Origin of the sequence: Chryseobacterium sp. UNC8MFCol (assembly GCF_000482305.1) — a bacterium.
Classification (GTDB): domain Bacteria; phylum Bacteroidota; class Bacteroidia; order Flavobacteriales; family Weeksellaceae; genus Chryseobacterium; species Chryseobacterium indologenes.
Map to the genome: position 1 here is coordinate 95,930 of NZ_AXUZ01000014.1, position 12,273 is coordinate 108,202.

12 protein-coding genes are annotated in these 12,273 nt (G+C 36.8%); 3 read left to right on the top strand and 9 right to left on the bottom strand.

Annotated features, from left to right (window positions below):
- Positions 1-75 precede the first annotated feature (75 nt).
- A complete protein-coding gene (locus M030_RS0108700) occupies positions 76-960 on the bottom strand; it encodes an AraC family transcriptional regulator (RefSeq protein WP_228375195.1) in 885 nt (294 codons plus the stop codon).
- Between the two features lie 105 nt (positions 961-1,065).
- On the bottom strand, positions 1,066-1,620 hold the full coding sequence (locus M030_RS0108705) for a hypothetical protein (protein ID WP_155860240.1): 555 nt from the start codon (positions 1,618-1,620) through the stop codon (positions 1,066-1,068).
- A gap of 181 nt (positions 1,621-1,801) precedes the next feature.
- Here M030_RS0108705 and M030_RS0108710 point away from each other — a divergent pair, with 181 nt between their 5' ends.
- Positions 1,802-2,149 (top strand): MerR family transcriptional regulator, encoded by a 348-nt coding sequence (locus M030_RS0108710; RefSeq protein WP_027373159.1) that lies wholly within the window; start codon positions 1,802-1,804, stop codon positions 2,147-2,149.
- 212 nt (positions 2,150-2,361) lie between these two features.
- The gene (locus M030_RS0108715) at positions 2,362-3,609 is read left to right on the top strand and encodes a helix-hairpin-helix domain-containing protein (protein WP_228375197.1); all 1,248 of its coding nucleotides are present in this window, start codon (positions 2,362-2,364) and stop codon (positions 3,607-3,609) included.
- 89 nt (positions 3,610-3,698) lie between these two features.
- Here the strand turns inward: M030_RS0108715 and M030_RS23900 are convergent, their stop codons facing one another.
- The 6 genes from M030_RS23900 to M030_RS0108745 form a co-directional block, all read right to left on the bottom strand.
- Complete coding sequence (locus tag M030_RS23900) at positions 3,699-4,922, bottom strand: YncE family protein (RefSeq protein WP_051584960.1); 1,224 nt, start codon at positions 4,920-4,922, stop codon at positions 3,699-3,701.
- Positions 4,923-5,182: 260 nt separating this feature from the next.
- Positions 5,183-5,905, bottom strand: coding sequence for a 23S rRNA pseudouridine(2604) synthase RluF (gene rluF, locus M030_RS0108725; RefSeq protein WP_027373161.1), 723 nt, complete (start codon positions 5,903-5,905; stop codon positions 5,183-5,185).
- 30 nt (positions 5,906-5,935) lie between these two features.
- Positions 5,936-6,634, bottom strand: a complete 699-nt coding sequence (truB, locus tag M030_RS0108730; RefSeq protein ID WP_027373162.1) for a tRNA pseudouridine(55) synthase TruB — start codon at positions 6,632-6,634, stop codon at positions 5,936-5,938.
- A gap of 26 nt (positions 6,635-6,660) precedes the next feature.
- A complete protein-coding gene (locus M030_RS0108735) occupies positions 6,661-7,479 on the bottom strand; it encodes an undecaprenyl-diphosphate phosphatase (protein WP_027373163.1) in 819 nt (272 codons plus the stop codon).
- Between the two features lie 89 nt (positions 7,480-7,568).
- Positions 7,569-7,865 (bottom strand): DUF3098 domain-containing protein, encoded by a 297-nt coding sequence (locus tag M030_RS0108740; protein ID WP_027373164.1) that lies wholly within the window; start codon positions 7,863-7,865, stop codon positions 7,569-7,571.
- A gap of 2 nt (positions 7,866-7,867) precedes the next feature.
- Positions 7,868-8,767: a cell division protein FtsX gene (locus tag M030_RS0108745; protein ID WP_027373165.1), complete on the bottom strand. Its 900-nt coding sequence runs from the start codon at positions 8,765-8,767 to the stop codon at positions 7,868-7,870.
- A gap of 91 nt (positions 8,768-8,858) precedes the next feature.
- Between M030_RS0108745 and rsmA the strand changes: the two genes are divergently transcribed.
- Positions 8,859-9,629, top strand: coding sequence for a 16S rRNA (adenine(1518)-N(6)/adenine(1519)-N(6))-dimethyltransferase RsmA (rsmA, locus tag M030_RS0108750; protein WP_027373166.1), 771 nt, complete (start codon positions 8,859-8,861; stop codon positions 9,627-9,629).
- 117 nt (positions 9,630-9,746) lie between these two features.
- Here rsmA and M030_RS0108755 read toward each other — a convergent pair whose 3' ends face one another.
- Positions 9,747-12,107, bottom strand: a complete 2,361-nt coding sequence (locus M030_RS0108755; RefSeq protein WP_027373167.1) for a T9SS C-terminal target domain-containing protein — start codon at positions 12,105-12,107, stop codon at positions 9,747-9,749.
- Positions 12,108-12,273: the final 166 nt, after the last annotated feature.

A 12,273-nucleotide genomic window follows, 5' to 3' on the forward strand; every position in this document is an offset into this window, starting at 1 on the left:
CCATATTATCTTATGTTCTCAGAAAAACCTTCAACTCCCTGTTTTTTAATTAAAAACTTTCAATTATCAATTCTTTTAAGCCTTATATTTCCTCATAAACTGCGTAGGGGTCATTCCGGAACTTTTCCGGAAGACTCTTACAAAGTAGGAATATTCTTCGTAGCCAAGTCTGAAAGCAATTTCTACAAGGCTTTCATCAAGATACATCAGCATTCTTTTAGCTTCCAGGACTACTCTTTCTGTAATAACATCGGTGGCGGTTTTCTGAACCACGGTCTTTACGATTCTGTTAAGGTGCTTTGAGGATATTTCCAGTAATGAAGCATAGTACGCAATCGATTTTTCCTCTGTAAAATGTTCTTCAATAAAGGTTTCAAAATCCTGATAATGTTTAAAATAGGAAGGACCGGCTGAAGATTCCAGAAAATCAGTATCTCTTGAAAACAATCTGGCAGCATAGATAAACAGCTGAGACATCAATGAAAGGATCAGACCTTCTTTCATGATATGTTTAGATTGATATTCGTTGCCTAATTTTTCAAACAATCTAACGGTTTCCTCTAATTCCACAGTATGCAGCTGAAGTTTTCTGGGAAAAGTGACAGATCCGAAAAATGGAAAATTCCTCAGCTTCTGATTGACATAATGTATCTCGTAAAATTCCTGTGAGCAAAAGAATATATAACCATCGATATCTTCTGAAAGTTCCCAACTGTGAACCTGTCCGGGTGACAAAAAGAAAAGACTTCCTTCCGAGACCTCATATTTCTGGAAGTCGATTTCATGAGTGCCTTTTCCTCGGGTAAAAAGTACAGCGGCATAAAAATCATGCCTGTGGGGTTTCTCTATATGCTTGTGACCTACAACCAAATGATTTTTCATGGTATTAAAATAGAAATCAGAGGTGCTTCTGCCCGTCTGGAATAGGTCAATATGAAGAACAGAGATAGATTTCATCATCTATATTTTAACAAAAGGAGTGATAACATTTATGAAGGTACTATAAATAAGGCCTCACCACAAAGTTAAACAAAAAAAGGACCGGCAGAAACACCCGTCGCTGCTTTAATTTTTGATTGTGTCTGTTATTTTATAATCAGTTTTCTTCACAGCATCCCTTGCAGTACATTCAAAAGGCTCCTTATCCTGCCCTCTCCTTGCATTGGAATCAAAAACAGCATACACCATTCTATCTTCCGTATACGGTTCTATAAATTCAGAAATTCCGGAACGGGTAAGCATGGATGAAAATCCTTCGGGAGACAGACTAAACCTCAAATACACCCCTGAATCGTCTAGCCCCGTTCCTACATATGATCTGATATCCGGAAATTGAGCCTGCAGCTGAGGAGCCATATTCGAAGATTCCCAGACCTGAAACTTTTCAAGTCTTCCATGGACATTGGGAAGTGAAATAATGACTCCTTTGGAACCGGAAGACCTCTGCGGAGCATTTTTCAAAATTTGGCTTAACTTATGAGAGTCTAATGTATAAAGTCCTGAAAATTCTAATTTTTCCTGAGACTTTTTAACTCTCTGAGACCTGAGCTCGGTTCTCGTCCACTGTGAAAATCCTAAAAAGGGAATCATCAGTGTTACAATAAAAAAATAATGCTTCATAATCATTGCACTTTTTCGTCATTCACTAAATTATAAAAAATGACTTGTTATTCTGATTTTTTTATATGATTCTGATTTTTTATTTCTAACGTGTTAAAATGTATGTAATACCAGGACTTTGCCATATATATTTGGATGCAAGTTTAAAAAATTTTTATCTTTGAAGTTTAGGATTTGTAAAATGAAAATAAATTTACCTGATAAACTGTATTATTCTATAGGGGAAGTGGCTAAGGCTTTTGACGTAAACACTTCATTAATACGTTATTGGGAACAGGAATTCCCTATCATTAAACCTAAAAAAAACAGGAAAGGAAACCGATATTTCACTCCTGAAGACATCAAAAACCTTCAGATGATCTACCATCTGGTAAAGGAGAAAGGATATACACTGGATGGCGCGCGGGTAGCTTTAACGACCAACAGCAGGATTTCAGAAACGATTACCATTATTGACCGACTTGAATTTGTAAAAGCAGAGCTTCTTAAATTAAAAGAATCTTTAGGCGACAGGGATTCTGAAGAATAACCTGACAAAATTTGACATATGATACTTCCTCCTCCGACACCCATTGGAGGATTTTATTTTATGTATAATATATATTTTATTTATATTTTTTGGGAAGTTTACTCAATTATATTCTAAACTCAACCAATTTATATCTTCCCATTGCTATACTTTTGTTTTATTGGTAAGTTTACTTTATAATGAGAAAAAGCTATTACCAAAAATTAGCATTTATGATAATGCTGCTGACAGTTTTATTGGTCTATCAGCAATATACGAGCAGGGAAAAGGAACCTTTCCCTGAGGTTAACTTCATCATGAATTCTTCAGCTTCCACTGCATTCACAAAATTTGATCCCAATGCTTTACATCGTACCCAATGGCAGGCCCTTGGGTTTTCTGAAAAACAGGCATCCACAATTCTTAAATACAAGGATATTGTGGGCGGAGCATTTACTTCAAAAGAACAATTGAAAAAATGTTATGCTATTTCAGACGAAAAATTCCGAGAAATAGAATCATTCATCTTGCTTCCGGAAACCGGTAAGGAATCTTCGTCAAAACAATTTAAAAATTTTGAAAAAAGCGCCATTGCTGTTGCCCATACATTTAATCCTGATCAGTATTCCGGAAGTGACTGGATAAAAATGGGCTTTAGCGAGAAGCAGGCAGAGGCAATTTTAAAGTATAAAAATTATCTGGGAGGAAGCTTTATCAGTAAAGAAAAGTTTAAAGAGTGTTTTATCATCTCTCCGGACAATTATAGAAAGCTGGAACCTTATTTAATGCTACCGGTGAAAACTCCCGAGAACTTCAAAAATATTTCAAGAAATTATCCGGGAAAAAGTAAAATAGCCTACCATTCATTTGATCCCAACAGTTTAAATCTGGAAGGATGGAAAGCCCTTGGTTTTTCGGAAAAACAAGCTACAACTATTGTAAATTATCGGGACAGAAACCTGCATGGCAGCTTTAAAAACGCAGAAGATTTACAAAAATGCTTTGTAATATCACCTGAGAAATTTGAAGAATTAAGGCCCTACATTAAGCTCACTCCTATTCCTGAGAAAAGAGAAAATAATCAGCAACAGAAAACAGATTTTTCAAAAACTGATCTTAATTCAATTACTTTTAGACAGCTGATAGAATTTGGTCTGGATGAGAAAAGTGCCGGATCCATGATAGGATTCAGGAAGAAATTGGGTGGTTTTGTCAATAAGCAACAGATTCTGGACACTTATAATATAGACAAAGAAACCGTTCAGAAATTGCTCAGTATTGCTCCGCTGGATGCTTCGGCTGTTGCTAAATATACTTTAGCGGACGCTCCAGAAGACTGGCTTAAAAATCACCCGTATTTTAAATATTCTGCCGAAAAAATCATATTCTACAGGATCAGTAATTTCGATGATAAAAAAATATGGAAGTTCCTGAAACTAAAGCCTGAATATGAGGAAAGAATGAGATTATACCTAAAATAAAATCATTCAGTATGGGAGAATAATCTGAGTTCCGGGTAAAATATTTTACCCGGAATTCAGATCAGAATATTACCACAATATTCAAAAATTTAGTGATGCATATAACTGCTCGGACCGTTGGTTCCTTCAATGGATTCAGGCAGTATTCCATATCGCTTACGTAAATCGACTGTACCTAATGTTTTTCCGGTCTCAATTTCAATGACACTAATGGTACCGGAATTTAAGTTAGGAATATTCAGAAGATTATTTTGTACTGCTACAACTTCTTTTCCTTTTTTGGTTTTAAAGAAAACCATATGATGTGCTCCTTTATCTGCCGTAAGGGTCTTTAAAAGTTTCAGTTGCGGAAGATTACTGATGTCAAAGACCAGGACTTTTCCCGGATCTGCAAAACTTACGTAGAGCCTGCTGTTATCATCAATATACATTTCAAGAGTCCAGCCTAAACCTTGCGTACTTCCGTCAAATATTTTGGTAAAAGCATCATATTTTTTGGTGGTGGAGTTGTACGGGGCAATCCAGATATCACCTCCAAGCATTGTAGTGGCAAGGGCATATTGTGGAAATTTCCCACGCAATAATAAGACTTCAACAGGAGCTGACAGGTCTGTCGGAGAATCTGCTACCTGATAGGTCTCCTTTATTTCGTAGGTATTCAGATCCAATAAGGTACAGGTGTTTCCCATTCCTGTGGTAAGATCCGGGTGGATGGTGGAGGATACCATCATTAATCCCTTTTCTTCATTAATTGAAATACCGTGCGGATACATTATAAATTTATTGGGATTTTCCTGAATGGGTGCTTTGATTGTTTTAATAAGCTGATTGGTATTGGCATTAAAAACTCCTACACTGCCGTCTTTTGGTCCTCCTGCACCTCCCATAAAGGTCATAAAGAACCGTCCGTCACCGGTAAAAAATAAATTTTCCCCTACCGTATTCTCTCCTGTATCAATGGGGGAAGCGCTTACTAATTTTGGTTGTCCTATTTTGTCTTTTTCGGTTTTTATCTGATAGAGATAACTGCCGCCTAATGCCGTGGTATACAATTTATTTGCATTCTGGTTATAATAGAGATGATGGGGCAGAACACCAATGCCTAATTCCAGCTTACTACTCATGTTACCAAAATCCGGAGCATCGGGATCAAGCTCTATAACGGCTATTCCATCCGGCTGCCCTGTCAGGCTTCTATAATCAATATAAAAAGCAGTGTCATGAGGAATTTCGGGGTGATTATCGTTTTGGCAATTGGAAAATATGATCAGAATGCTGATAAACAAGGGAACTTTGTTAAATTTTAATTTCATGGTTTTCAATTATTTGTTTTATAAAAATAACAAATAATTGTAAAATAACGAAAATATTACACAAAATAGTGAATATTTAATGGAGGTTTCAAAATTAAAAGCCTGGAATATTGATACCTGAATGTTTAAACTTTTCATTCTATATCGAGTAAACAAAAACAGGAATCACCTCATAACAACAGATACATTCAGTACAGACTATAAAAAATAAGCAGGAAAATATTCCTGCTTATCATATATAGGTTGCTAATTATATAACATTAATCGAATGTTTTACTGGAGTCTGTAAGAAGACTGTTTAAAGTATTCAGCTCTTCTTCCGTAAGGTTTCTCCATTTACCGATGGGAAGATCAAGTTTAATATTCATGATACGGATTCTTTTCAGCTTTTTCACTTCATATCCGAGATATTCACACATTCTACGGATCTGCCTGTTTAGCCCTTGTGTAAGGATGATTCTGAAATTCATTTCATCAATTTTCTCGACCTCGCACTTCCTGGTTACCGTATCCAAAATAGGAACCCCGTTTCTCATCTTTTCCAAAAATCTTGGTGTAAGAGGTTTGTCTACCCTTACAAGATATTCTTTCTCATGATTATTCCGGGCACGCAGAATTTTATTAACGATATCACCGTCACTTGTTAAAAGAATCAAGCCTTCACTGGGTTTATCGAGCCTTCCGATCGGAAAAATTCTTTGAGGATGATTAATATAATCTACAATATTATTTTTTTCACGTTTTGTATCCGTAGTACAAACAATCCCTACAGGTTTATTAAAAGCGATATATACAGGTTTTTCCTGCTGTTCTCTGATTGGTTTTCCGTCTACTTCTACAAGATCCTCATCGGATACTTTTGTTCCCAGCTCAGGAATTTTTCCGTTTATTTTGATCCTTCCTTCTTCCAAAAGTTTATCTGCTGCTCTTCTTGAACAGTAGCCAACTTCTGATAAATATTTATTGATACGTGTCTTTTCCATTAGTCTCTGTAATACGATCGAGTTATTTTTTTATAAACCTTCGAATCTGTAATCATTATTTAAAAACTGGTCTGTAGCATCTTCAATGGCATAATCACCGATTTTGGTACGTCTCAATTGCGTCAGGTAAGCCCCTACTCCCAATTCCTGTCCTATATCATGAGCAAGGCTTCTGATGTACGTACCCTTTGCACATCCCACCGTAAAACTTATCAAAGGAAAATCTATTTTAATACCCCGGATATAGTAAATGGTTGTTTTTCTGGACTTCATTTCTACTTCCTCTCCGGCTCTGGCCAGATTATAGGCTCTTTCACCGTCAATTTTAATAGCGGAATAAATTGGCGGCTTTTGCTCAATCTCTCCTACGAATTTTTCTAAAGCCTCCGTAACATGTTCTTCCGAAATATGGGCAATATCCTGATGAAGAATTTCCGGTTTCTCGGTATCGTAAGATTCTGTCTGCACTCCTATTTTAATCTCTGTCCAGTATTCTTTGGGGGCATCCTGAATCTCAGGAATTTTTTTTGTGAATTTACCACAGCACACGATAAGAAGTCCTGTAGCTCTCGGGTCTAAAGTTCCGGCGTGGCCTATTTTAAATTTTTTAGGAAGATCAAATTCCCTTTTAAGTTTATATTTCATTTTATTGACAGCCTGAAAGGAAGTCCAGTCTAAAGGCTTGTCTAATAAAAAAATGTATCCTGATTTCAGTTCTTCAGCAGTCATGTGTGGAGATATAAAAGAAAAACCTCTTATTTAAAAAAATAAAAATAGATCAACAAAGCTACCCCCACAAAGATACGGTACCATCCCCAGGGTTTAAAACCATACTTGTTAAGGACTCCAATAAAGGCCTTGATAGCAATCAAAGCGACAATAAATGCGACTATATTTCCTATTACAAAAATCATGATGTGATCTTGTGAAGCCATAATCATTTCGTAACCTTTCTGCGGAGTTGGAGTTTCTTTGCCCCATGTTTTAACAAAAACAGAATATACCGTTACCGCCAGCATCGTAGGAACTGCGAGGAAGAATGAAAATTCAGCCGCCGCTTTCCTGGTAAGTCCCTGTGCCATCCCACCGATGATCGAGGCTGCACTACGGCTTGTTCCCGGCATCATGGCCAGACATTGCCAAAATCCGATGGTCACAGCATTTCTGATGGTAATTCCTTTTTCGTCATCAATTTTAGGATTTTTAAACCATTTATCTGCAAAAAGCAACACCACCCCTCCCAGTACCAACACCGAAGAGATAGCAATCTGATTGCCCAGAACAGCCTCAATTTTATCATCAAATAAATATCCCAAAACCAACGCGGGAACTACCGCAAAAGCCAGTTTGTAGTAAAACTTAATATTATTCAGATCAAAAAACTTCTTCCAGTAGGCTACCACTACAGAAAGGATGGCTCCAAACTGAATGGAAACCTGAAACATTTTTAAAAATTCTGTTTCTTCCAGACCCATAAGATTCGCTGTGAATCCCATATGTGCAGTAGAAGAAATAGGAAGATATTCTGTAAGCCCTTCTACAATGGCAATGATAATTGCTTTGATTAAATCCATATGTTTTAAAATGTAAAAGATTAAGAGACTCGGAAATTTAGAATGTTCCAAATTTCCTGATCTCTTAATCTCTTCGTATACGTTTTATTTTATTTCCTTTTTAAGATCGCGTAAACTTCTATCACAAATCCAATGACAACGAATAAAGGTGCTATCCTGATTCTTCTGATTGAGAAGATATCGTCATTCCATGAGTTCGGATCAAATTTACCGTCTACCGTATTGGCATCAGGTCCCATCATCAGGAGGAATCCTACAACGATAAATGCCAGTCCGATCAGCATCCATTTGAAGTTTTCCTTTCCGAAATAGAAGGTATTTTCCTGGGGTGCTTCTGCTTCATTTCCAAAATTTGAAGCGGAAAAATTATTTGTTTTTTTGCTCATTGTTAAGAGTAATATAAATCGTCAACGTTTGATTTTAAGAATCTCCATGTTGCAATGATAGTACTTAGGACGGTAATAAAAATACCTACGCCCAGTACCAGCAGCACCAACCAAACATATTGCTGGTTATCCTGTACAAATGCAGATCCGATCTGATTTGTAAAATAATACCAAACACCGAATAATGCCAAAAGACCTATTACTGATCCAATTGCTCCTAAAACAACAGCTTCGATAATGAAAGGTTTAAGAATAAATCTTCTTTTTGCTCCCACAAGCTGCATTGTTTTAATAATAAATCTCTTGGAGAATATTTTCAGACGGATTGAATTATTAATCAATACGACAGCCAATACTAAAAACAGGATAGAAAACCCTAAGATCCATTTTAAGATCCTGCTCAGGTTATTGTAAACGTCTACCATCAGCGTGCTGTCATTCTTCACATCAATAATTCCCGGAACGGACTTGATGACTTTGATTGCTTCATCAATTTTGGTCGGGTCAACATATTCCGGTTTCAAAGCAACTTCGATGGACGAAGGGAAAATATTTTCTTCAAATAACGCATCGCTATCGATTCCCATACTTTTCTTGGCTTCCTTGGCAGCCATACTTCTTGAAATATAGGTTGCTTTTTTTACAGGAGCTAACGTCTGGATCTTTTTAAAAGTTTCTTCCTCTAGTTTTGCAATTTTTACAGAATCTTTAGCGTCATAATTTTCATCAAAGTAGGCGTTCACCACCAACTGCTCTTTGATATAGTCAGAATACTTTTGGGCATTGATTAAAATAAGCCCCATTAACCCTAACAAAAATAACACTAAGGCAATACTTATCACTACTGTAATATTGCTGGACCGAAGCCTTTTCTTATTAAACTCATCTACAGATTTAGCCATTAATATTAAAATTTTTGGCTAAAATAGAAAAAATCTTCCGAAATTTGGGACGAAATAAAGAAAATCATTGTTAATAAAATCATAAAAAACCTTGAGTGTAAAAGCAAAAAAACATCTCGGCCAGCACTTTCTGACAGATGAAAACATCGCAAGAAAAATTGTAGAAGGTCTTAGTTTTGAGAACTATAATAACATTATGGAAGTTGGTCCCGGAATGGGAGTTCTTACCAAATATCTTCTGGAAAAGGATCAGAACATTTACCTGGCTGAAATCGATACAGAGTCCATCGAATATCTGAAAAAAAATTATTCAAAGGTTACGGAAAATACTTTTGTAGGAGATTTTCTGAAGCAGGACTTTAATTTTATCGGAGAGGAGCAGATTGCCATTATCGGTAATTTCCCCTATAATATTTCTTCCCAGATCTTATTCAAGATCGTTGACCATTATGAACTCATCCCGGAAATGGTTGGTATGTTCCAGAAGGAAGTTGCTGAAAGAACTGCTGCAGTACCAAGAACTAAAGACTATGGTATTCTTTCCGTACTGATACAGGCCTATTATGACGTTTCTTATATGTTTACGGTACATGAAAACGTCTTCAATCCTCCTCCTAAAGTAAAATCGGGAGTGATCAGACTGACGAGAAATCCAAAAGAAGGTCTTGCAGGTAATGAGGTTCTCTTTAAGCAGATTGTAAAGGCAGGTTTCAACCAGAGAAGAAAAAAACTTTCTAATGCCCTAAAAATTTTAAATATTCCTGAAGCATTAAAGGGACACGAGTTTTTAGATAAAAGAGCAGAAGAACTTAGCGTATCAGACTTTATCCATTTCGCCAACCTCTGGAAAGAAAATCCATAAAGTATAAAGGTTCTTCATCAGGAATTTCCTAAAGGGAAGTAAGAACTGTTTAATCATATAAAATTAAAGCCTTTCAACTGAGTTGAAAGGCTTTAATTTATTAGTCACATATCCTGTTTATTCTCTGTTCTTCAGCATAATCCATCCGGACCAGTTCATCTGGGTTTTGGATTTCGGATACTCAAAATTAAACTTGTACCAATAGGTCGCTGTAGGGAGCTTCTTACCTCCCACACTTCCATCCCAGATTGGGTTGTCTTTTGAGAATCTGTATATCTCTACACCATAACGGTCAAATACTGAACCGGTAAAGTTTTTAAACTGTCCAAGAGAAGTGAGATCCAGCACATCATTGATCCCATCGTTGTTCGGGGTAATGATATTATTAATTTGCAGTGTAAAGAAATCAAAAGTTCCTACACAATGTGTTCCTACTCTTCTTACTAAGATAGTGTAGTTCAGATTATCTAAAAGATTGGCAAATATATTAGACTGTTGCCAGGTAACTCCATTATCTATAGAATATTCCAAAGTACTTGGTGTATTATTCATCGGAGGGTTTTCGGCAATAACCGTCAGCGTCTTTTTAGAACTTTGATAATCTACTGCTGTAACATAAGGCCTTGCGGCAGCCATCACTTTTACAGGGAAAACCTTTTTACAGATGCCATTATCAATTTCCACTGTATAAATTCCCCATTGGTCTACATTGATCTTCTGGGTAGTAGCTCCTGTACTCCATAGGTACTTATAATTGGGACCAGCTCCGGCATCCAGGGTAACGATATCTCCCACGCACATTTCAACATCCGTTAAAGGAGAAGTAATTTCCGGAGTGACTTCTATTCTGATCGTAGCAGGATTCAAAGATTTACAACCTTTTGTTCCTATGGCATACACGGTGAATACCGTGGTCTGATACAAAGTAACCGTTTGGGTATCTGCTGTTCCTGAAAAGTTACTCCACAAATAGGTATTCCCTCCCTCAGCACTAAGCGTTACAGATTCGCCGGGACAGATTTTTATTTTGGAAGTTTTCAGTTTTGCCGTCGGCGTTGCTTCTTTTAATAATTTAAGTTCTACCATTTTGCTACAGAACCCACCGTTCGAAACGACAACGTACAGAATCTGTCCGTCATTGCCATTATAATTCAATAAATTTTGAATGTAGTTATTATTTTGTGCAGTAGCATCAGCCTGGTTTTCATAAAATTTGAAAACCGCTCCTGCCGTTGTACTGATCGACGGCTTTACGGCTTCCAGATCAAAAGTTGTTATATCAGGAGTCGTACACAAAAGCAATGTTGCATCGTTGGCCTGAGGCGTAAATCCTCCGTGAATTTCTATACTGGCCTTACCGGGACAGGGGTTCCCCGGAACGCTTACTTCAATAGTATATGTTCCCGGTTGTGTAGCCGTAATTGTATTGGTATTGGCTCCAGGAACAAGAGTTCCGTTAAGAAACCACTGATATACTAAGTTCGGATCGCTTACAGATGCTGTGATTACCTGAGGTACATTGTCACAAACATTGATATCAGAAGGTAATTGCGCACCACTAGGATCTAAAAGTTCTACCCCTATATTAAATGATCCACCTTCTAAAAATACAGCAGAGTCGTAATTATGGTCACTATAATCTGCAATCACCATTTTAAAGTGATATTGCTGCCCTGCCGTTACAGTAGCGGTTGCAGTAAGCGGCACTGTTCTTCCGTTAAAATTAGTTTCTATATTGGCCGTATTGTACCCTCCGAAATACTGTTCGTTAACAGCAGCACATGATCCCGGTACTGCAGGGTGAATATTGGTAATACTTACAGGCCCTGCTGAATTGGGCAGTACTGCCATATTTACATAAGGTCCTCCCGATGTAGGCCTCAACAAAATTGCAAAAGCATCTGCAAAGGTACAGGGAAAAGAACCGGTATATTCTTCAGATGCAATTAAGTAATTAAATTTAATCTGAGTAGTAGTAGGTACAAAGTCAAATTCCAGCAATACAGCATCATTCAATCTGCTTTCCTGAACACCGATAACCTGTGCCAAATCAGCATCAGAACCTCCTCCATTGGTATCTCCCAGGGTAAAACTTTCGAAACTGTTACCTGCTTTCCTCGCATATCCGGTTGAAAGAATAATACCATCTTTGAAAGGAAAATTCGTTGTTGCTTTATTAAAATATCCCCATGCTCTGTCTGCATCACCTACTGCATGATTAGGAGTAATTTTTACATTACTCACATTTGGGGTCACACAGGTATTGGTTCCGGATGAAATTAAAACATCTTTTACTAATTTTTCAATATTGTAAGTAGTTTCTGTATAAGCTGGAGCGTTTACATCAATGAAATTCCCTGCCCTTGCGGATAATGAGGATTTATGTTCCTTGACAGCTTTTCTTGGTTGGGGTGTTTGTGAAAATAAGAAGGTTGATACGACTAAAAAAAATAGACAAAACGGTAGGTTTCTTATCATAATATTTTTGTTTCAACAAATTTAATTTTTTTTTGAATATACCATATACATATTTAACTTTTTTACAACAAAACAATAAAAATATAAAGCACTAATGAATAAAACCCATGAATATATATTTTTTTTGAAATGAAAGATTCCGGATAGTTTCCGGCAATTGATTTCT

Excerpts from the sequence above, each read along its gene's own strand:
- M030_RS0108710 (WP_027373159.1), top strand. The coding sequence starts at position 1,802 with ATGAAAATAAATTTACCTGATAAACTGTATTATTCTATAGGGGAAGTG.
- M030_RS0108700 (WP_228375195.1), bottom strand. The coding sequence starts at position 960 with ATGATGAAATCTATCTCTGTTCTTCATATTGACCTATTCCAGACGGGC.
- M030_RS0108740 (WP_027373164.1), bottom strand. The coding sequence starts at position 7,865 with ATGAGCAAAAAAACAAATAATTTTTCCGCTTCAAATTTTGGAAATGAA.
- M030_RS0108745 (WP_027373165.1), bottom strand. The coding sequence starts at position 8,767 with ATGGCTAAATCTGTAGATGAGTTTAATAAGAAAAGGCTTCGGTCCAGC.
- M030_RS23900 (WP_051584960.1), bottom strand. The coding sequence starts at position 4,922 with ATGAAATTAAAATTTAACAAAGTTCCCTTGTTTATCAGCATTCTGATC.
- M030_RS0108735 (WP_027373163.1), bottom strand. The coding sequence starts at position 7,479 with ATGGATTTAATCAAAGCAATTATCATTGCCATTGTAGAAGGGCTTACA.
- M030_RS0108705 (WP_155860240.1), bottom strand. The coding sequence starts at position 1,620 with ATGAAGCATTATTTTTTTATTGTAACACTGATGATTCCCTTTTTAGGA.
- M030_RS0108715 (WP_228375197.1), top strand. The coding sequence starts at position 2,362 with ATGATAATGCTGCTGACAGTTTTATTGGTCTATCAGCAATATACGAGC.
- M030_RS0108755 (WP_027373167.1), bottom strand. The coding sequence starts at position 12,107 with ATGATAAGAAACCTACCGTTTTGTCTATTTTTTTTAGTCGTATCAACC.
- truB (WP_027373162.1), bottom strand. The coding sequence starts at position 6,634 with ATGACTGCTGAAGAACTGAAATCAGGATACATTTTTTTATTAGACAAG.
- rluF (WP_027373161.1), bottom strand. The coding sequence starts at position 5,905 with ATGGAAAAGACACGTATCAATAAATATTTATCAGAAGTTGGCTACTGT.